At 72.1% G+C, this 20156-nt stretch carries 18 protein-coding genes and 1 tRNA gene; 11 read left to right on the top strand and 8 right to left on the bottom strand.

Going from position 1 to position 20156, the window contains the following annotated elements; all coding sequences use genetic code 11:
* The first annotated feature begins 85 nt into the window (after window positions 1–85).
* The 7 genes from BG482_RS33100 to BG482_RS33070 all read left to right on the top strand — a co-directional run bounded on the left by BG482_RS33100 (window position 86) and on the right by BG482_RS33070 (window position 5928).
* Window positions 86–170, top strand: a tRNA-Leu gene (locus BG482_RS33100).
* 419 nt (window positions 171–589) lie between these two features.
* On the top strand, window positions 590–1762 hold the full coding sequence (locus tag BG482_RS33095; RefSeq protein WP_069772891.1) for an ATP-binding protein: 1173 nt from the start codon (window positions 590–592) through the stop codon (window positions 1760–1762).
* Window positions 1759–2160 (top strand): roadblock/LC7 domain-containing protein, encoded by a 402-nt coding sequence (locus BG482_RS33090; protein ID WP_069772890.1) that lies wholly within the window; start codon window positions 1759–1761, stop codon window positions 2158–2160. Before BG482_RS33095 ends, BG482_RS33090 begins: the two co-directional genes overlap by 4 nt.
* Window positions 2157–2534, top strand: a complete 378-nt coding sequence (locus BG482_RS33085) for a DUF742 domain-containing protein (protein ID WP_069772889.1) — start codon at window positions 2157–2159, stop codon at window positions 2532–2534. The genes BG482_RS33090 and BG482_RS33085 overlap by 4 nt, the downstream gene beginning before the upstream one ends.
* The gene (locus tag BG482_RS33080; protein WP_069772888.1) at window positions 2509–3102 is read left to right on the top strand and encodes an ATP/GTP-binding protein; all 594 of its coding nucleotides are present in this window, start codon (window positions 2509–2511) and stop codon (window positions 3100–3102) included. Before BG482_RS33085 ends, BG482_RS33080 begins: the two co-directional genes overlap by 26 nt.
* A 9-nt stretch (window positions 3103–3111) precedes the next feature.
* Window positions 3112–4458, top strand: coding sequence for a cytochrome P450 (locus BG482_RS33075; RefSeq protein ID WP_069772887.1), 1347 nt, complete (start codon window positions 3112–3114; stop codon window positions 4456–4458).
* 222 nt (window positions 4459–4680) lie between these two features.
* The gene (locus tag BG482_RS33070) at window positions 4681–5928 is read left to right on the top strand and encodes a tryptophan dimethylallyltransferase family protein (RefSeq protein WP_069772886.1); all 1248 of its coding nucleotides are present in this window, start codon (window positions 4681–4683) and stop codon (window positions 5926–5928) included.
* A gap of 287 nt (window positions 5929–6215) precedes the next feature.
* On the opposite strand, the gene BG482_RS33065 is transcribed toward BG482_RS33070, so the two are convergent.
* The 8 genes from BG482_RS33065 to BG482_RS33030 form a co-directional block, all read right to left on the bottom strand.
* A complete protein-coding gene (locus tag BG482_RS33065) occupies window positions 6216–7502 on the bottom strand; it encodes an NAD(P)/FAD-dependent oxidoreductase (RefSeq protein ID WP_107450841.1) in 1287 nt (428 codons plus the stop codon).
* 207 nt (window positions 7503–7709) lie between these two features.
* The gene (locus BG482_RS33060; RefSeq protein WP_069772884.1) at window positions 7710–8471 is read right to left on the bottom strand and encodes a GntR family transcriptional regulator; all 762 of its coding nucleotides are present in this window, start codon (window positions 8469–8471) and stop codon (window positions 7710–7712) included.
* A gap of 94 nt (window positions 8472–8565) precedes the next feature.
* The gene (locus BG482_RS33055; protein ID WP_069772883.1) at window positions 8566–9567 is read right to left on the bottom strand and encodes a proline racemase family protein; all 1002 of its coding nucleotides are present in this window, start codon (window positions 9565–9567) and stop codon (window positions 8566–8568) included.
* 37 nt (window positions 9568–9604) lie between these two features.
* Entirely contained in the window at window positions 9605–10525 is a 921-nt protein-coding gene (locus BG482_RS33050) for a dihydrodipicolinate synthase family protein (protein WP_069772882.1), read from the bottom strand.
* A gap of 33 nt (window positions 10526–10558) precedes the next feature.
* The gene (locus BG482_RS33045) at window positions 10559–11965 is read right to left on the bottom strand and encodes an NAD(P)/FAD-dependent oxidoreductase (protein ID WP_069772881.1); all 1407 of its coding nucleotides are present in this window, start codon (window positions 11963–11965) and stop codon (window positions 10559–10561) included.
* Entirely contained in the window at window positions 11958–12257 is a 300-nt protein-coding gene (locus BG482_RS33040) for a (2Fe-2S)-binding protein (RefSeq protein WP_069772880.1), read from the bottom strand. Before BG482_RS33040 ends, BG482_RS33045 begins: the two co-directional genes overlap by 8 nt.
* The gene (locus BG482_RS33035; RefSeq protein WP_107450840.1) at window positions 12245–13438 is read right to left on the bottom strand and encodes an FAD-binding oxidoreductase; all 1194 of its coding nucleotides are present in this window, start codon (window positions 13436–13438) and stop codon (window positions 12245–12247) included. The genes BG482_RS33040 and BG482_RS33035 overlap by 13 nt, the downstream gene beginning before the upstream one ends.
* Before the next feature lie 57 nt (window positions 13439–13495).
* Window positions 13496–14371 (bottom strand): hypothetical protein, encoded by an 876-nt coding sequence (locus BG482_RS33030; RefSeq protein WP_370745935.1) that lies wholly within the window; start codon window positions 14369–14371, stop codon window positions 13496–13498.
* Between the two features lie 283 nt (window positions 14372–14654).
* On the opposite strand from BG482_RS33030, the gene BG482_RS33025 reads away from it, so the two are divergent.
* The 4 genes from BG482_RS33025 (at window position 14655) to BG482_RS33010 (ending at window position 20125) form a co-directional block, all read left to right on the top strand.
* Complete coding sequence (locus tag BG482_RS33025) at window positions 14655–15359, top strand: DNA polymerase beta superfamily protein (protein WP_069772879.1); 705 nt, start codon at window positions 14655–14657, stop codon at window positions 15357–15359.
* 283 nt (window positions 15360–15642) lie between these two features.
* Window positions 15643–16368, top strand: a complete 726-nt coding sequence (locus BG482_RS33020; protein ID WP_107450839.1) for an alpha/beta hydrolase — start codon at window positions 15643–15645, stop codon at window positions 16366–16368.
* Between the two features lie 431 nt (window positions 16369–16799).
* A complete protein-coding gene (gene fusA / locus BG482_RS33015; RefSeq protein WP_069772877.1) occupies window positions 16800–18974 on the top strand; it encodes an elongation factor G in 2175 nt (724 codons plus the stop codon).
* A gap of 254 nt (window positions 18975–19228) precedes the next feature.
* Entirely contained in the window at window positions 19229–20125 is an 897-nt protein-coding gene (locus BG482_RS33010; RefSeq protein ID WP_256096555.1) for an LLM class flavin-dependent oxidoreductase, read from the top strand.
* Window positions 20126–20156 lie beyond the last annotated feature (31 nt).

Raw genomic sequence — 20156 nt, 5'->3', positions numbered from 1 at the left:
GGTTATGCAGGTGAAACGCACTCCGAAAGCTTGGTATTGTTGTCCCTGTCGCCGCCGGGAACACTCGCGTGGCGGCAGACACCTGGTCCGGGTGGCGGAATGGCAGACGCGCTAGCTTGAGGTGCTAGTGCCCTTTATCGGGCGTGGGGGTTCAAGTCCCCCCTCGGACACTCTTTACTCTCCGTGTCGAGCGGGTTCCGCTCGGTGATCCATGGATACCCGTATTCGGCCTCAGGCCGGGTGCGGGTTTTGTTGTTTACGTCTGCGTTCTCGCCCGAATGTCGCGGAAGCCCGTTTATCGGTTGCCCTCTCGTACCGCCCGCGGCGTCGCTCGCAGGTCGCTCCGCGGATGCTCTCCAGTGCTACTGACGAACCGTCAATGTTCACCTCAGTAGCCATATTGGCGGTCTGTGGCCGCTTCTTGTGGTGATACGATCACGCTCGCTTGTAGAGCGGGCGGATGGGTGCAAGACGACATCTCCGGCTACGGGGACAGTCCGGGCGGTCACCCCGATGCGGGCGGTCCGCCGGTCCACCCGCAATTGACGGGAATTCAGCAACTGGCCGTCAGTCGCCTGAAGAGAGTCTTATGACTGATTACATACAGAACCCGGTACTCTGGGCTCTCCTCGTCGCCGTACTCGTCGCCGTCGCCCTGATCGTTCGTCAGCGCAGGGCGGCGCGGACGTTGAGGCAGGAGTTCGCAGATCTCCGGGCTCGTCACGCCGAGCTCGAGAACGGGTACGCGAAATCCGTCGAGGCAGCTCAGGAAAGAGCCGAAGAGGCTACGAAGACGGTCCTCAAGTCCGCGATGCGGACGCTCCAGGGCCTCGCCGCGGAACAGCAGTTGATCGTTTCCCGGCTGCAGAACAAATACGGCGAGTCGTTGATTCTCCAGGACCTCCTGGAAATCGACCACACGAACTCCCAGTTCGGTCGCCGAGCCCAGTCCATCGCCGTGCTCTGCGACGGCTGGCTGGGACGTCAGCGTGATGTCGCGTCGGTTTACGACGTGGTCCGCAGCGCGCAGGGCAGGGTCCGTCACTACCGGCGGGTGGAGATTCTCTCGCAGGTCGATTTCGGCATCACCAGCCGTGCCGTCGAACCCGTCGCACTGGCGCTCGCGGAACTGCTCGACAACGCCACGAGCTATTCGAGCCCGGACACCGTCGTCGAAATCAACATCCGTACCGTTCCCAAGGGCATCTGCATCGTCGTGGACGACGCCGGTGTCGGCATGAACGACGAAGAGCGCGCCCGTGCCGAGAAACTCTTGTCGAGCGAACGGGTATCGGGTGTCTCCGCGCTCGGCAACCCGCCGCAGTTCGGCTTCGCGGTCATCGGCGTCCTCAGCGAGCGCTTCGGCTTCGAGGTGTCCGTGGACTCGACCTCCCCGTACGGAGGCGTCCGCGCGGTCCTCCTCCTGCCGCACGACCTGCTCACCAACGCGCCCGAGCAGAAGGAGCCGGCTCCGGTCGCTCCCGCTGCCCAGGCCGCCCCCGCAGGCGGGGGCCCGGAGACCGGGCTGACCGCGACCACCACCTCCGACGGCCTGCCGAGGCGGCGCCGCAAGCGACCGATGGCCATCGTGCCCGGCAGCGCGTCGAACGCCCCCGGCTCCTCGCGTTCGGGCGCGGAGACGGCGGCGATCATGGGCGCGTTCCAGCGCGGCACCCGATCCGGCCGGGCCGCGCAGACGGACCCCGCGGAACAGTCGAGCAGCACCCGTGGTGCAAGCAGCGAAGGGCATGAGTTCTCGTGAACGACGACCTGTCATGGATGCTTGACAGCGCCCTGGAGATCCCCGGGGCCCTGCATGCCGTCCTGATCTCCGCCGACGGCCTGTTGATGGCACGGACGCAGGACTTCGGCAAGGACGACGCGGACCGCGTGGCCGCGGCCATGAGCGGTGTGCAGTCGCTCAGCCGCTCGCTCGCCTTCTTCTGTGAGGACGCCACCCAGAAGTGGCGGCAGACGCTCGTCGAGTTCGACGGAGGCTGGGTCTTCCTGATCTCCGCCGGCGAGGGCGCCTACCTCGGTGTGTCCGCCTCCCCCGAGGTCGACATGGCGGACATCACCTTCCGGATGCAGCAGCTCGTCGGCCAGCTGGGCAAGGCGCTGACCACGCCCCCGCGCGAGAACCTCGGCGTGCGGTCATGACCGGTTTCGACGAACTGGAGCCTCAGACACCGGAGTTAGTGCGTCCCTACGTCATCACCAAGGGACGGGGGCTGCCCGACGAGGAACAGCTCTCCCTCATCACCCTGGTCACGGCGGCCGCCGATCACCAGCAGCGGCCCACCCGTCTGTCGCCCGAGGAACAGAACCTGCTCGAACTGTGCGCGGCCGGCTACCTCTCGGTCGCGGAGATCGCGGGGCACACCCAACTGCCCCTGGGCGTGGTGAAGATCCTCCTCGCCGCCCTCACCGAAGGCGGTTACCTCATCACCCGCCCACCGGTGCAGCGGGCGCCCCTCGCCGACCGGGACATCCTGGAGGAGGTGCTGAATGGTCTCAGGGCCAAGTTTGGATGAGCAGGCGTACGTCCGCGGCGGCGCGACGCAGACTGCGGTGAAGATCCTCGTCGTGGGCCACTTCGCGGTCGGCAAGACCACGTTCATCGGAGCGATCTCCGAGATCGAGCCGCTGTCCACCGAGGAGACGATGACCCGGGCGGCCGAGTCGGTCGACGACCTCAAAGGGGTCCAGGGCAAGACCACCACCACGGTCGCCATGGACTTCGGACGGCTGACGATCAGCGACCGCGTCGTGCTCTACCTGTTCGGTACGCCCGGCCAGCAGCGTTTCGTGCAGATGTGGGAGGACATGGCACGCGGCGCGCTCGGCGCGCTGGTGCTCGTCGACCCCGAGCGGCTCGCGGACTCCTTCGCCGTGATCGACCTGATCGAGCAGTACGGACTCGACTACGCGATCGCCGTCAACCACTTCGACGGCTCGCCGCTGCGGGACGAGCTGGCCCTGCGCGACGCGCTGGACCTGCTCGACGACACCCCCGTCGTCACCTGCGACGCACGGGACGAGAAGTCGTCGGCCGAGGCACTCATCACGCTCGTCCGCCACTTGCAGGACCGTGCCCACTAGGGAGCAGAAATGGACCGACCCACCGCACCCGTGCCCCCGCCCGGGTGCCCGGCGCACCAGCCCGGCGCCAGAGTGCCGATGCACGGACCGGAGTTCGCGGCCGACCCCCAGGCCTACTACTCCTATCTGCGCCACTACGGGCCCACCGCGCCCGTGGAGCTCGCCCCGGGAGTCGAGGCCACCCTCGTCACCGACTACGCGACCGCACTCCAACTCCTCCAGGACTCCGGCTCCTTCCGCAAGGACGCCCGTCGCTGGCGGGACCTCAACGAGGGCCGGGTGCCCCCGGACAGCCCGGTCGCGCCCCTGCTGTCGTACCGGCCCAACGCCATGTTCAGCGACGGCGCGGAGCACCTGAGGCTGCGTCAGGCCATCACGGACAGCATGGCCCGCGTCGACTCGCGCAGGCTCAGCCGGAGCACCGAGCAGGTCTCCAACTACCTGATCTCCCAGTTCGGTTCGCGGGGCTCGGCCGATCTGCTCGGTGACTACGCCAAGCAGTTGCCGCTGTTCGTGTTCAACGAACTGTTCGGCTGCACCGCCGACATCGGTGACCGCGTCGTGTTCGGCATCACCGGCATGTTCGACGGCGTGAACGCCGAGCAGGCGGTCGGGGTGATGTTCGGGGCCATCGGCGAGCTGGTGGCGCTCAAGCGCGCGCGGCCCGGGGACGACGTCCCCTCGTGGCTGATGGAGCACCAGTCCAAGCTCACCGACGAGGAGTTGGTGCACCAGATCGCGCTGCTGCTGGTGGCCGGCAACGAGCCCCTGCGCAACCTGATCGGCAACACCCTGCACCGGCTGCTCACCCATGACGCGTACGCCCACCAGGGCGGTCTGATCGACGAGGCGATCGACGACACGCTGTGGGAGAACCCGCCGATGCAGAACCTGGCTCCGCACTACCCGACGTCCGACATGGAGTTCGCCGGACAGAAGCTGCAGGCCGGCGACCTGGTGCTGGTCAGCTTCGCCGCGGCCAACACCGGCCCGGCGCTGACGGCGGCCCGTCAGGCGGGCAGCAACCGCGCGCACCTCGCCTGGAGCGCGGGCCCGCACGCCTGCCCGTCCAAGGAGCCCGCCCGGCAGATCACCGTGACGGCCATCGAGAACCTGCTCAACAAGCTTCCCGACGTCGAACTCGCCGTGCCGACCGAGAGCCTGACCTGGCGGCCGGGTCCCTTCAACCGGGGGTTGACCGTCCTGCCGGCCAAGTTCACCCCGGTCCGGACCGCACCCCGGCCCGCACCCGAGGCCCGCACCGAAGCGTCCCCGAGCCGGGAGCAGGGTCCGACGCGTGGCAGGGGGGAACGCGGAGGTGTATGGAGCCAGTTCCTCAACTGGCTGACGAGGTGATTCACACAACACTCGCCAACTCTCCACCATTGCATGACGTTTCAACCTCAGGGGTAGTGAGGAACGCGGTATTCCGTGTTCCTCACGAGACAGAGGAGGTGTCGTGGACCACATATCCACCGGCGCCGTGTTCGCACAACGCCCCACCGTCGTGCACCCCCTGATACCCGCCTCCCCAGGCGGGTATCTTCTTGTCGGCCCCCTTGCGCGGGGTGAGGTCGGATGACCGGCCCCAGAGCCGGATCAGCGGGCGCGTCGCCGGTCGCCACACTCGGCGGACACGCCGCCCGCCAGTTACTGCGGCTGGGCGAGAACGTAGGGCTGTCCGCCGCCGACTGCGAGGGCTACGCACGCACACTCGTCGAGGCGCTGGGCCCGGTCGCGCGGCGCCCCCTGGAACTGCCCCCGCCCAGCCGGAGTTTCCTCTCCGACGACCACACGCCGGTGGAGTTCTCCGTCTCGTGCGAACCGGGCGCGGCGCCGAGCCTGCGGGTGCTGCTCGAACCCGGCGCCGGCGAACAGGACCTGACGCACAACGGCCGCACCGGCCTGCGGGTGTTGCGGGAGATGGCGCAGCGCTGGGGCTTCACCACCGATCCCCTCGACGAAGTCGAGGACCTCTTCTTCCCTTCGTCGCCCCAGGGCCCGCTGGCCCTGTGGTGCGCGCTGGAGTTGCGTCCCGGCGGGATCCCCAAGGTGAAGGTCTACCTCAACTCCGCGGTCGCGGGGCGGGGGCGTGCCGCCCGAACGGTGCGCAGGGCGCTGAAACGACTCGGGCACGGTGAGGCGTACGCGTCGCTGCCCGAGCACGATCGGCACCTCTTCTTCGCGCTGGATCTGGGCGACTGGGCGGAACCCCGGGTCAAGGTCTACCTCGCGCACGACGAACTGTCGGCCACGCAGGCCGGGACCCTGTGCCGGATGGACGACGGTCCGCACCCGGCGGAGATCGAGGAGTTCTTCGGCATCGCGGCCGGCCACGACAGCGGCGTCGTGACGGGCGACCTCGAAGCCGACGCGGATCGCGCGCGTGGTGCGCGGGAGGAGGGGACGGGACCACGGACCGTCCGCAGGCCCGTCCAGACCTGCCACGCCTTCACCGACACCGGAACCGGACTGCCGAGCGGCTTCACCCTCTACGTCCCGGTGCGGGACTACGCCCGGCACGACGGGGAGGCGCTGGTCCGGGCGACGACACTGCTCGGCCGCTACGGAGTCGACCCGACCCCGGTGCTCCGCGCCTCGACCGCGATCAGCGAGCGGCGGCCGGAGGACGGTGTGGGGCTCGTCGCCTATCTGGGGCTGGCCCACCAGCGGGGCCGCCCGCCACGGGTCACGACGTACATCTCCTCGGAGGCGTACGAGGTCCGGCCGCCGGCGTCCGACTCCGGCGCGGTCGCGAAGGCCGGGCCCGGGGATCTCCTGGCCGCCGTCGCCCTGTCGCCCGCACCGCTGCCGGCCGGGCCGTGACCGCAGGACCGCCGGCGGGGACCGGGGGACGGCGGGGCCCGCGACACGGCAGCGTCTGCAGCGCGCCACCGCTCACCCGGCCAGGGGTGTGACGGCACCCGGAACCCGGCGCGAGGCAGCCCGAGGGGACCGGTACGCCGACGTGGTCGGACCGCTCCCCTCGTCCCACGAGGACACACGACGACTCACCAGGACGCGAAACGGTGACCGCCCCGACCGCCCGGGCGGCCTCGTCCGCGCACGGCCGGACTCACCGTCGTGCGCGCGGGCCCACGGCCGCCAGGACGTCACTCCTGGCGCAGTTCCTCCAGATAGGGGGCCACGTCGACCTGGATCGACGCGCCCTGCGTCGGGCCGTACTGATCGGCGATGCCGGCCAGGTAGGCGGCGATCTCCTTGCGCATGACCTCCGGCTCCGGCAACGCGGCCTTGCCCGCCGCGACCCGGGCCACCCAGCGCGACTGGGCCTCCACCAGCCGGGTGACGGAACCGTGCGGGCGGACCAGGCCGATGAAGTGCAGCCCGGGATGGTCGGGCGCGACCACCCGCTTGTAGAGCTCGACCGAGCCCTGCGGACCGATCGGGCAGCCCGGCGGGAGGAACGGGTACGCCATGCGGTACCCGGTGCAGTGGACGATCACGTCGGCGCGGACCGACGTGCCGTCGGTGAAGACGACCCGGTCCTCGTCGAGGAAGTCGATCGCCGGCTTGGGCGTGACCCCGCCGTGGCGTATGCGGGTGAGGATCTCGTCCGAGATGGTGACGGCCGAGGCGAAGATCCGGTGGTCCGGCTCGGGCAGACCGTAGTCGGAGAGCCTGCCGCGGGCGACGAGCAGGGCCTGCTCGATGAAGCGGCGCTGCTCCTCCAGGGACATGCGCGTCCACCACGGAGCCTCGGCGACGTCGTCGAGAGGCATGCCGAAGACCTGCTTGGGCAGGATGTGCAGGCCCCGGCGCACCGAGAGGACCGTCCGGGCGGCGTGGCGGGACAGGTCGGCCGCGATGTCGACCGCGGAGGCGCCCAGCCCCACGACGACGACGTCCCGTCCGGCGTAGTCGCTGCCGTCGCGGTAGTCCAGTGCGTGGAGAATCGTTCCTCTGAAGCGGTCGGAACCGGGTGCCGGAGCGGGCAGGACCGGATCGGTGTTGTGCCCCGAGGCGACGATCACCTGCGTGAAGTCGCGTGCGGTGCGCTCGCCGCGGGAGTCCCGGCTGACGACCGTCCACGACCCGTCGGACGTCCGCCGTACGGATTCGACGGTCGTCCCCAGCTCGATGTGGTCCAGTACTCCCGCCCACTCCGCGAAGGAGCGCAGGTATACGGCGACGTCGCTGTGCCGGGGATAGACGGGGTACGACGCCGGCATGGGGAAATCGGCGTACCCCGTGAGCCGCTTGTTGGTGTTGAGGTGGAGCGACAGATAACCCGGACCGCGCTCGCCCGCCTGCGGCTGCCGCCACAGACCGCCGACGTCGGACGCCTGCTCGAGGCAGACGAAGTCGAGCCCCTCGGACTTCAGGGCGTGCGCCGCCGCCAGTCCCGACAGACCCGCGCCGATCACGCACCGGCTCACGCGTTTCCCCACAGAAACGACACCACCCTTTCGCATACGGCCAGTTGCATGCCCGAGCGGTGCTCTCCCCACTCTTCTCGCACCAGCGACAAGGATCACAGGTGTGCACATCGCGTGAAGGTGGCGGACGGGTAGGGCCCGGGTAGGGGGCGCGGAGCGAGCCGGCCGCCGCGGGACGGATCGTCTCCGCGCGCCGAGGGCGGGGCGTTACTCGCGAGCCGACGCCCACAGCCCCCGCACATGCCCCAGGTGCCGGGTCATGACCTCGCGCACGGCCCGCTCGTCACGGGCTGACAGGGCGTCCAGCAATTCCAGGTGCTCCTCGGCCGAGGCCAGCAGACGGCCCGACGCGGAGAGCGCGGTGAGACCGTACAGGCGGGCCCGGCCTCGCAGTTCGCGCACCACCTCGACCAGGTGCGCGTTCCCGGCCAGCGCGAGCAGGCCCAGGTGGAAGCGGGTGTCGGCCTCCACGTAGGCGATGAGGTCGCCCGCCACCGCGGCGGCGACGATCTCGCGGGCGGCCGGGCGCAGCGCCTCCAGCGACACCGGGTCGGCGCTCGTGGCCAGCGCCACCACCGTGGGGATCTCGATGAGGGCGCGGACGTGGGTGTACTCGTCCAGTTCTCTGTCGGAGACGTCGGTGACCCGGAACCCCTTGTTGGGAACGGCGGCGACCACGCCCTCCTTGGCGAGATCCAGCATCGCCTCGCGCACCGGTGTGGCCGAGACGCCGAAGCGGGCGGCCAGCGTCGGCGCCGAGTACACCTCGCCGGGCAGCAGTTCACCCGCGATCAGGGCCGCGCGCAGAGCGTCGGCGACCCGTTCGCGGTAGCTGCTGCGCCGGCCCCCGAGTACGGGCAGCGCCGGGCCGGCCGCCGAGGGGGCGGCAGGCGTGCCGGGCACGGCCGACGCGGTCGGCGGCGTCGGCGCCGCGGGTGTCTCGCTGCTGGTGCGCCGGGCGGCGGCCATGGTGGGTCTCCTCGGAACGAACGGTGCCATGTCACGGTGAACCAGTGCACTGTGCCATGTCACGTGCCACCGGCTCACCGCCGGTGCGGTGGTCTCAGAGCACGAACCCGGCCGGGAACGGATCCGTCGGGTCCAGCAGGTACTGGGCCGTCCCGGTGATCCAGGCGCGCCCCGTGAAGCTGGGCAGCACCGCCGGACGTCCGGCCACCTCCGTCGTGCCGAGCAGCCGGCCGGTGAACTCGGTGCCGATGAAGGACTCGTTCACGAACTCGGTGTGCAGGGGCAGTTCGCCCCGCGCGTGCAACTGGGCCATGCGCGCGCTCGTTCCCGTCCCGCACGGCGAGCGGTCGAACCAGCCGGGGTGGATGGCCATGGCGTGCCGGGAACGGCGAGCCGTGGCGCCGGGCGCGTACAGGTGCACGTGATGACATCCGCGGATGGACGGGTCCTCGGGATGGACCGGCTCCTCCTCGGCGTTGATCGCGTCCATCAGGGACAGACCGGCCCGCAGGATGTCGTCCTTGCGGGCCCGGTCGAAAGGCAGCCCGAACTCCTCCAGCGGCAGGATGGCGTAGAAGTTGCCGCCGTACGCCAGGTCGTACGTCACCGTACGGCCGTCCGGGAGCGTCGCCCTGCGGTCCAGGCCGACCGCGAAGGAGGGGACGTTGCGCAGGGTCACGGCCCGGGCCGCGCCGTCCTCGACCGCCACCTCCGCGACGACCAGCCCGGCGGGCGTGTCCAGGCGGATGGTGGTGACCGGTTCGACGACCTGCACCATGCCCGTCTCGACGAGCACGGTGGCCACTCCGATCGTGCCGTGCCCGCACATCGGCAGATAGCCGGAGACCTCGATGTAGACCACGCCCCAGTCGCAGTCGGGCCGGATGGGCGGCTGGAGGATCGCGCCGCTCATGGCGGAGTGGCCGCGCGGCTCGTTCATCAGCAACTGCTTGACGTCGTCGCGGTGTTCACGGAAGTACAGCCGCCGCTCGTTCATCGTCGCGCCCGGGATGGCGCCGATGCCACCGGTGATCACACGGGTGGGCATCCCCTCGGTGTGCGAGTCGACGGCGTGCAGGACGAGCTTGCTGCGCATGAAGCCCCCTCGTGTGGTCCCGTTGTGCGGCGCGACGTCACGCCAGGCCGGCGGCGACGGCCTTCTCGGTGGCCGCGCGGACCGCGGCCTCCTGCTCGGGCGGCATCGGCCCCCGCGGCGGCCGGCATGCGCCGCCGTGACGGCCCACGACGTCCATCGACAACTTGATCGCCTGCACGAACTCGACCCGCGAGTCCCAGCGCAACAGCGGGTGCAGCTGCCGGTACAGGGGGAGCGCGGTCGTCAGATCACCGGCGACGGCCGCCCGGTACAGCTCCACCGACGCCTTCGGCAGCGCGTTGGGGTAGCCGGCCACCCACCCCTTGGCGCCCGCGACGGCCAGCTCCAGCGCGACGTCGTCCGCGCCGATCAACAAGTCGAGTTCGGGCGCGAGTTCGGCGAGGCGATAGGCGCGACGGACGTCGCCCGAGAACTCCTTGACGGCATGCACGAGCCCCTCGCCGTGCAGCCGGGCCAGCAGTTCGGGCACGAGGTCGACCTTGGTGTCGATCGGGTTGTTGTACGCCACGATCGGCAGCCCCGCACCGGCGACCTCCGCGTAGTGGGCCGTCACGGCCCGCTCGTCGGCGCGGTAGGCGTTGGGCGGGAGCAGCATCACCGCCGAACAGCCCGCACCGGCCGCCTGCTCGGCCCAGCGACGGGCCTCGGCCGAGCCGTAGGCGGCGACTCCGGGCATCACCCGGGACCCGCCGATCGCGGCGACCGCGGTCTCCACCACCCGGGCGCGCTCCTCGGGCGTGAGCACCTGGTACTCGCCCAGCGACCCGTTGGGGACGACGCCGTCACAGCCGTTCGCCACCAGCCAGGCGCAGTGCTCGGCGTACCGGTCGTAGTCGACGCGGAGAGCGTCGTCGAGCGGGAGCGCGGTGGCGACGAGGACACCGTGCCAGGGGCGGTGGACGGCAGTGAGGGAGGAGCGGTCGGCAGGGGCGGTCATGTGCAAGTCCCTTCGCTGTGCGGAACGTTCAGGTCACCGGGGCGTCGTGGGGTCGGTCGGGGCGGCGAGCACGCCGAGCGGCACGGGCCGGGCCAGCAGCCGTCGTGCCGGGGTGAGCGGGCAGCCCGCGACCCCCGCCACCCCGGGCTCGCACATCCGGCCCTGGCACCAGCCCATCCCGGCGCGGGTCAGTAGTTTCACGGTGCGCAGATCACCCGCGCCGAACGTGCCGACGGCCTCACGGACGGCGCCCGCGGTGACCTCCTCACAGCGGCACACGACCGTGTCGTCGGTGATCTGCTCCGGCCACCGTGCGGGCGGGTCGCCGTACGCGCTCCCCAGCGCCGCGAAGAACGTCCGCAGCCGGGTGCGGGACCGGGCGGCCGGCGCCCACCCCCGTGGGTCGGGGGCCGTGCCGGTCAGCCTCGCGGCCGCCGATCGGCCGGCGATGTGCCCCTCGGCCAGGGACAGGGCCGCGCCGCCGATCCCGGTGGTCTCGCCCGCGGCCCAGACGCCCGGGACGTCGGTGCGCTGTTCGGCGTCGACCCGGACGGCGGTCCCGTCGAGGCGGCAGCCGAGGCCTTCCGCGAGGTCGGTGTGCGGCAGCAGGCCATGGCCGACGGCGAGCAGGTCGCAGACGAGTCGCCGCTCGGAGCCGGGCGCCGGTCGGCCGTCGGCGTCCGGCGCGGCGACGGTGACGGACTCCACCCGATCCTCGCCGTGTGCCGCCACCACCATGTGACGGGCCATCACCGCAGTGCGGTGGCGCAGGAGCCGGGCCGCGTACGCGGCGCCCTCGACGAGTTTCACGGGCGCCGTCGCCCAGATCCGGGCCTGACGGACGAAGGCCGCTGGAGCACCCGCCTCGACCAGGGCGACGACCCGTGCGCCCCCCGCCGCGAGGCCGGTCGCGACGGGCAGCAGCAGCGGGCCCGAGCCGGCGACCACCGCGGTGCGGCCGGACAGCGAGAGACCGCTCTTCGCCAGGGCCTGCGCGCCGCCCGCGGTGACCACCCCGGGCAGGGTCCAGCCGGGGAACGGCAGGACCTTCTCGTAGCCGCCGGTGGCCAGCAGCACCGCGTCGGCACGGACCGCCGTGGACTCCTCCTGCTCCGGGCCGAGCAGCGCATGCACGACGAAGCTTCCCGACTCCCGCTCCACACACCACACATGACGGTTGCTCATATGCGTGACACGCCCCGCGGCGAGCTGGGCGTCGAGCCCGGCGCGCAGTCGGTCCCAGGTGCGCCGCTGGTGAGGAAGCACCTGCGGTCCGCCTGGCGCGAGCCCTGGGGGCGGCTGCCGGTAGAACTGCCCGCCCACCGCCGCGGCGGAGTCGATCAGCACCACGCGCACGCCGCGGGACGCGGCCGCCAGGGCGGCCGCGAGCCCCGCGGGACCGGCTCCGATCACCGCCAGCACAGGCCGCCGCTCAGTCATCGTGCCCCGTCCCCCGCTGCGTGCGGACGTCTGCGCCCTGCACGGCCGGCACCAGACAGGCACGCTGGTTGGGACGGCCGTCCACGCTCACCAGACAGTCGAAGCACACGCCGATCCCGCAGAACGCCCCTCGTGCACCGCCCGCGCCCCGGGTGGTGCGCCAGGCCGTCACGCCGGACGACCACAGGGCGGCGGCGATGCTCTGCCCCGGCAGCGCCCGGATCTCCCGGCCGTCGAAGGTGACGGTGAACGGGACGCCCGGGTGGGTCCGGGCCGGCTTCAGTGGGTCCACGGGGCGGTCTCCTCGGTGCGGCGGTCCGGGTGATCGGGGTCGTCGAACCGGTCGGGGCGCAGCGGCGCCAGGTCCAGCTCGGGGCTCTTGCCGGCCAGGCACTGCGCGATGAGCAGGCCCGTGCCGGGCGCGAGCCCGATGCCCGCGCCCTCGTGCCCGCAGGCGTGGAACAGCCCGGGCACGCGCGGGTCGGGGCCGACGGCCGGCAGATGGTCCGGCAGGTAGGGGCGGAAGCCGAGATACGTGCGCATCGCCCGGACGTGCTCCAGGAACGGGAACAGCCGTGTGGCGCCCGCCGCGAGGGCGCGCACCGCCGGCAGCGAGAAGGACCGGTCGAAGCCGACCCGTTCCCGGCTCGCGCCGATCAGCACCGGCCCGGCGGCGGTCCCCTCGACGACCGGCGAGGTCTGCAGCGCGGCGGAGTCGCTCGCCACGTCGGCCACGTAGTCGGCGGCGTACACCTTGTGCCGCACCCGGGGCGGCAGCGGCTCGGTGACCAGCACGAAGCCGCGGCGGGGCAGTACGGGCAGCCCGACACCCGCCAGCGCGGCGACCTCGGCTCCCCAGGTGCCGGCCGCGTTCACCACCGCCGGAGCGAGGAGGTCGCCCCGGTCGGTCCGCACGCCCCGCACGGCGCCGTCCGGACCGCGCAGGATCCGCGTCACCGTGCGGCCGCTCTCCAGGCACGCGCCCGAAGCCCGCACCAGGTGGGCGGCGGCGAGGGCGGGCATCACCTGGGCGTCCTGCGGATACAGCACCCCACCGGCGAGCCCGGGCGCCAGGTGCGGTTCCAGATCCCGCAGTCGGTGCGCCTCGACCGGCACGGTGTCCACCCCGGCCGCACGCTGCCCGGCGGCCAGGCCCGTCAGTGCGTCGAGGGCATCGGGCGTGGACGCCACGACCAGCCCGCCCTTGGCCTCGTACTCGAAGGCCTCGGCCAGCCCTTCTCGCGCCAGCTCCCGCCACAACCGCCCTGACAGCAGAGCCAGTTGAAGCTCGGGCCCGGGCTCCTTGTCGGAGACGAGAACGTTGCCCTCGCCCGCGCCGGTCGTGCCGCCGGCCACCGGGCCGCGGTCGACCAGGATCACCTCCAGTCCGGCGCGGGCCGCGTACAGCGCGCAGGCGGCGCCGACCATGCCGGCGCCGACGACCACGACGTCACCGCTGGGTCGATGGATCACGCCAGTAATATGTCACATGGTGCAGAGCGGAGGAAGAAGCCGCACAAGCCCTCCCGCTCAGTCGAACTGGCTGGGTTCGGGGGCCGGCGTACGGCCCTCCCGGACGTCCTTGAGCCGCGTGGTGCCATGGCTGACCGCGTCGTCGGTGCTGTCGTGGTCCACGCCGCCGGTCCCGCCGTTGATGACCGTGATCGCGTCGTCGCCGACCCGGACGACGGCGAGGTCGAGGGTGAGCGTGACGGGAGAGCCGCCGGAGACGCCCTTCACGGTCACGGTCAGGCCCTGCCGGGCGTCACCGGCCTTCGGGAGGGAGGCCTCGACGACCTGCACGGAGCGCGTGGAGTTCTGCGAGCCGACCGCGTTGAACTGGTCGCACGCGGTCGGCAGCGACTTCAGCCAGGCCAGCGACTTGTCGAGGTCCGCCTTGTCGTACGCGGCCACCTGGTAGAACAGCCGGGCCGGGCCCTGCTGGAAGCCGGTGACCGCCGACCCGCCGGACGGCTTCCCGAGCAGGTCGTTCTCGTAGAGCCCGTCGAGCAGCCGCTGGCAGTCGGCCGCCTGTGTGCTGGCCGTGAGGAACTGGGCGACGTCGACCTTGCCGACCAGGAGGCGGTCGTGCCAGTTCCCCGCGGTCTTGACCTGCGTCCAGTCGTCCTCCAGATCGCCTTCGGTGATCAGCGCCATCCGCGCGCGGACGTTCGTGAGCGGCAGCGCGGTGGGCGCGGTGGTCCGACCGGCGGCCGGCGCGGCCGCGACGTCCGAGCCGGTCGACCCACTGTCGTCCGCGCTCGAACAGCCCGCCGTGACCAGCAGGGTCCCGCAGGCCAGGGCGGCGGCCAGCCCACGGGCCGGACGCGCCGGACGGGTCGGACCGGCCGGGCCCGACGGGCGGGGCGGGCAGGACGGACGGGACGACGGGCGAGCGGTGGTCACGGGTGCCTCCTGAGGACGGGGTCGGCTGCCCCTGCCTCCACGGCACCACCGGCTGAGCCGCTCGACCAGCGCAAGGAGCCGTACGGGTGAGGCGGCGAACGGAGCCCCGAGCCGCCCCGACGGGAGCCGGACACCGGACCGAACCGGAACCCGACGGGCGCCGCACACCGGACGGAGCCGGAAAATGCGAGGTCGCGCGGACCGGGCCCGGGGCATCATGGCGGTCCCGGCACACGGCCACGAGTCCGGGAGACCATCGTCGACGTACGACCGGGGGGCACCTGTGACCGTCACCAACATCCTGCTGTCCGGCATCGTCGGCTCGACCGCCTACGGCCTCGCCCGCGAGGGCTCCGACATCGACCGCCTCGGCATGTTCGCCACCCCCACCGAGGAACTGCACGGACTGCACCGGCCCCCGGAGTCCCACGTCAGCACGGCGCCCGACCGCACCCTGCACGAAGCGGGCAAGTGGTGCCGCCTCGCCCTGGCCGGTAACCCGACCGTCATGGAACTCGTATGGCTCCCCGACGAGTTGTACGAGGTCCGCACGCCGCTCGGCGACGAACTCATCGCCCTGCGACAGACGTTGCTCAGCGCGCGGCGCATCCGCGACGCCTATCTGGGCTACGCCACCCAGCAGTTCCGCAAGCTGCAGAACCGTCAGAGCGACCCCCACACGGACGGCCTTCCCCAGCGGGCCGCCAAACACGCCCGGCACCTCAAACGACTGTGCACCCAGGGCTACGAGCTCTACGCCACAGGCCGGTTGACGGTCCGCGTCGAGGACCCGGAGAGCTACCACCGCTTCGGCGAGCAGGTCGCAGCCGATCCCGAAGCGGCGCAACCGCTGCTGCGCCGCTTCGAGGAGGCGTTCGCCGACACCCGCAGCGTGCTGCCCGAAAAACCCGACGAAAGGGCGGCCGACGCCTGGCTGCGCCGGGTGCGCAGGGAGTTCTACGCGCTCGCGCCGGTCACCTCCGCGTGAACGAGGCCGACCCGACCCGTGCGCACGCCCCGGGGGTCGGCTCGCGCAGTGCTGCCTCGCACGAGGACGCGGCTCGCCGCCCACGCCGGGAACTCGCGCCCGGACCCCGGACCGCGAGTTTCCGGCAGGGGTCGCTCGCGGGTTCCCGGCAGAAATCGCTTCGCCGGTTCCGGTCGCGGACTCCGACCGCGTCGTTGACGGTGCACCGTGCGGCCGTTAGCGTTCCGCGAGTTGGTGCGCGGGGGCACGCGGAGCGCTCCGCGCCCTGACGGGGGAGAGACGTATGAGACAGCGCATGCTCGCGGCCGCCGTGCTCGTGTGCGCGGGGGCGCTGACGCTCGCGGCCTGCGGCGACGACGGGGACACGGCCGGGGCCGGCGCGTCGCCCACGGCCAACGACTTCGGCTGCCTGAACGCCGCGCAGACGGCGAAGTCGGTCACCTTCAAGGACGCCGGGGGCAATGAGGTCGCCGGTTACGAGACCGGTACCGGCAAGACCGGCGTGGTGCTCTCGCACCAGTCGAACAACAACGTCTGCTCGTGGATCGCGGGTGCGGACGAACTCGCCAAGAGCGGTTACCGGGTCCTTGCCGTGGACAGCAACGGTTCCGAGGTGCCGGAGATCCAGGGCGCCGCTGAACGACTGCGGAAAGAGGGCGTGCAGAAAGTGTTGCTGATGGGCGCGTCCAAGGGCGGAACCGCCTCGCTGGCCGCCGCCGCGAAGGTGAAGCCGCCGGTGGCCGCGGTCGTCTCGCTCTCCGGACCCGGCTCGTACAACGGCATGGACGCCACCGGGGCGATCGCCGGGCTGACCATGCCGGTCCTCCTGGTGGCCGCACAGGACGACGGCCAGTTCGCCGCCGACGCACACGAGTTGGACAAGCTGGCCCGCAAGTCGAAGGACGAGAAGCTGGTGATCGTCTCCGGCAGCGCGCACGGCAACGACATCCTGCAGCAGCAGCCGGCCGTGTGGAACCAGGTGAAGGCCTTCCTCGCCCGCTACCGCTGAGCATGGCCGCGCCGCACACTCCGGCGGCCCGCCCGCCGGCACGACCGTGACGCGGCCCTGGGGGAGGGGACGGCGATAAATCGTGTGCCGAGCACGATCGTTCGGCCCTACACTCGCCGAACCGAGCGCAGCCCACGAGCAGGGCGGCGCGACGACCGTGACGAACGAAGGGAGCCCGGCCATGCGTGACCACACCGCTGCCGTCGCTCCCTGCTCCCGCTACGAGGTGATCCTCGTGTCTTCGGCCGGCCGGTGCTCGCCGCGCGGCCGGCACCGGTGATCCTGACGGACGCCTGAACACCGCGACGCCTCGGCACGGCCACCGCGCCTGACGTCGCGTCACATCACGCAGGGTCACAGAGCTCTGCCCCAGGGATCTCGCCAGGAAATCGCGCTGCCCGTTCTCGGAACACCCCGAAAGGCCAGGGGCCATGCGCAACCACCTCGACCGTCAGCTCCGCGCCGTGCGCAACCTGGGCATCCTCGCCCACGTCGACGCCGGCAAGACCACCGTCACCGAGCGGATCCTGTACGCCACCGGGACCACGCACAAGCGCGGCGAGGTCCACGACGGCACGACCGTCACCGACTTCGACCCACAGGAGCGCGACCGCGGCATCACCATCTTCGCCGCGGCCGTCAGCTGCGACTGGGACGGCCACCGCGTCAACCTCATCGACACCCCCGGGCACGTCGACTTCGCCGACGAGGTGGAGCGCGCCCTGCGCGTCCTCGACGGGGCGGTGGCGGTGTTCGACGCCGTCGCGGGCGTGGAGCCGCAGAGCGAGTCCGTGTGGCGGCAGGCCGACCGGCACGGCGTCCCCCGGATCGCGTTCGTCAACAAGCTGGACCGGTCCGGCGCGGACCTGGACGCCGCGGTGAAGTCGATCCGCACCCGGCTGCACCCGGTACCGCTGGCCGTACAGCTGCCGATCGGCACGGAGGACCGCTTCACCGGCGTCGTCGACCTGCTCCGGATGCGGGCGCTGACCTGGAGCGACGGCAACGACACGGCCGTCGAAGGGGAAGTTCCGCAGGAACTCGGGGAGGAGGCGCTGCGGCGACGCCGACTGCTGGAGGAAGCCGTGGCGGAGCGGCATCCGGCCGCCCTCGAGGAGTTCTGCGACCGGGGGACGCTCTCCGCGCAGACCCTCTCCGCAGCCTTGCGCGACCTGACCCGCACGAGTGACGTGCTGGTGGTGCTGTGCGGCTCGGCCTACCGCAACCGGGGGATCGAGCCGCTGCTCGACGCGGTCGTCGCGTATCTGCCGTCGCCGCTCGACGTGCCGCCGGTGAGCGGCCTCCGGGACGCCGTCGCCGCAGGGCACGGTACGGACCACGGCGGGCACGCGGCCGACGGCCGTACGCGCGACGGGGACGGGGACGGCGGTGAACGCCCCGCCGACCCCGAGGCGCCGTTCGCGGCGCTCGCGTTCAAGGTCGCCGCCACCGCCACGGGACGGCTCACCTACCTGCGGGTGTACTCGGGCACGATCGAGAAGGGAGACCTGGTGTGGGAGTCGGGCGCCCGGCGCACCGAACGGATCGGTCGGATCCTGCGCGTGCAGGCGGACCGGCACGCCCGGCTGGACCGGGCCGTCGCCGGGGACATCGTGGCTGTGGTCGGGCTGAAGTCGGCCCGTGCGGGCTCGACCCTGTGCGCGCCGGAGGCGCCCGTCGTCCTCGAACCGCCCGGGGTTCCCGACCCGGTCGTCTCGGTGGCGGTGGAGCCCCGCACGACCGCCGACGCCGACCGGCTGGCCTCGGCGCTGGCCCGGCTCGCGGAGGAGGATCCGTCGCTGGTCGTCAGGACCGACGCCGAGACCGGTCAGACCGTGCTGTCCGGGATGGGTGAACTGCACCTGGAGGTGGCGGTGGAGAAGATCCGTCGCAGCCTCGGTCTGGAGGTCAACGTGGGGCGTCCGAGGGTGACCTACCGTGAGACGGTCGCCCGCGGGGTGTCCGGCCTGGTCTTCCGGCACGTCAAACAGGACGGCGGAGCAGGGCAGTTCGCGCACGTCATACTCGACGTCGAACCCCTGGGCGCGGGCGGCGCGCACGGCGGGGACGGACGCGGCGGTGCGGACGGTGACGTCGAAACCGGTTTCGAGTTCCGCTCCGCCGTCGTCGGCGGACGGGTGCCGCAGGAGTACGTACGCGCCGTCGAGGCCGGCTGCCGGGACGCCTTGGCGGAGGGACCCCTCGGCGGGCACCCGGTCACCGGGGTGCGGGTCACCCTGGTCGACGGGGCGACCCATGTGAAGGACTCCTCCGAGACGGCCTTCCGTACGGCGGGCCGGCTCGGGTTCCGGGAAGCGCTGCGCGGTTGCGCGATGGTGCTGCTGGAGCCGGTCGTCGAGGTCACGGTCACGGTGCCCGAGGACGTCGTCGGCGGCGTCCTCGGCGACCTCGCGGGCCGGCGCGGGCGGATCACCGACTCGACCGTGCGCGGTGGTTCGGCGGTGGTCACGGCCACCGTGCCGCTGGCCGAGCTGTTCGGCTACGCGACCCGGCTGCGCAGCCGTACCCAGGGCCGGGGCGCTTTCACGGCCAGGCCGACCGGATACGCCCCGGCCCCGTCGGCGGCGGTCGTGCCCGCGCGATGACGCGGTGGCCCGTGCGGTTGCCCTCGTCGGCCGGGCGGGGCGTAGGTCCACGGGCCTCGGACCGTGGACCTACGCCCCGGCATGGGTGGTAGGCCACAAGTCGCATTGTCGGTTCGTGCCACGCGCGAATAGCGTTCGTGGCACGAAGCGACGGGGCGTCCGGGGGGCGCCCCTCCAACGGGGAGAGGGCCGTCTGCGCCATGTCGTTCCATCAGTCGTCGCGTCAGTCGTCGCATCAGTCACGGCGGGAGCCGTTGTTCGGAACGGGACTCAGCACCGCCGTCGGCGAGGTCGAGGAGACGCTCCGCCTCGCCGTCCGGGCCGACCGTCAGGGCCTGGACCTGGTAACCGTTTCTGACCACCCTTACTACGGCGGACGGCTCGACGCGTACGCGATCCTCGGTGTCGTCCTCGGGCGCACCGAGCGCGTCTCCGGCCTGGTGTGCGTGACCAACCTGCCGAGCCGCCCGGCCCCGATGCTGGCCCGCACCGTCACCTCGTTGTCCGCTCTGACCGGCGGACGGCTGGTGCTCGGCATGGGGGCGGGCGGGCTGTGGGACGACATCGCCCGCCTCGGGCTGCCCAGGCTGGGGCCGGGCGCCGCGGTACGGGCGCTCGAAGAGGCGATCGTCCTCGTCCGGCTGCTGTGCGGCGGTGCCGGGCCGGTCACCTTCGAAGGGGAGTTCTATCAGGTCCATGACCTGGAGCCGGCTCCGGTCGAGGCGCCGCCGGTGTGGACCGGCGCCGTCGGCCCGAAGTCCCTCGCGGTCACCGGACGGGTCGGCGACGGCTGGATCCCCGGACACGCCGCGGACTGGCTCAGCCCGCGTTTCAGGGACTCCCGTCCGGTCATCGACGAGGCCGCGCTGAAGGCCGGCCGCGACCCGGCGGACGTCGCCACCGTCTACAACCTGCCGGGCGTCATCACCTCCGCCCCGGCAGCCGCCCCGCGCGACCGCGAAGGTCGCTGGCAGGGCGGCTCGGTGCGCCAATGGGTCGAGGAACTCACCGGTGCCGCACTGGAGTTCGGAGCGGCCGGGTTCGTGCACTTCCGGATCGAGGACGGGACGTCCGCCGACGTCACTCTCGGCCGGTGGTCCGAGGAGATCGCCCCGGCCGTGCGTGAAGCGGTCGCCGCGGCACGGGGCTGATGTTCCGTCACATATTGTTGCTCTGGCCGTA

The sequence above is a fragment of the Streptomyces sp. LUP30 genome, assembly GCF_001746365.1.
Taxonomy (GTDB): domain Bacteria; phylum Actinomycetota; class Actinomycetes; order Streptomycetales; family Streptomycetaceae; genus Streptomyces.
This window is presented reverse-complemented; position numbering and strand designations above follow the sequence as displayed.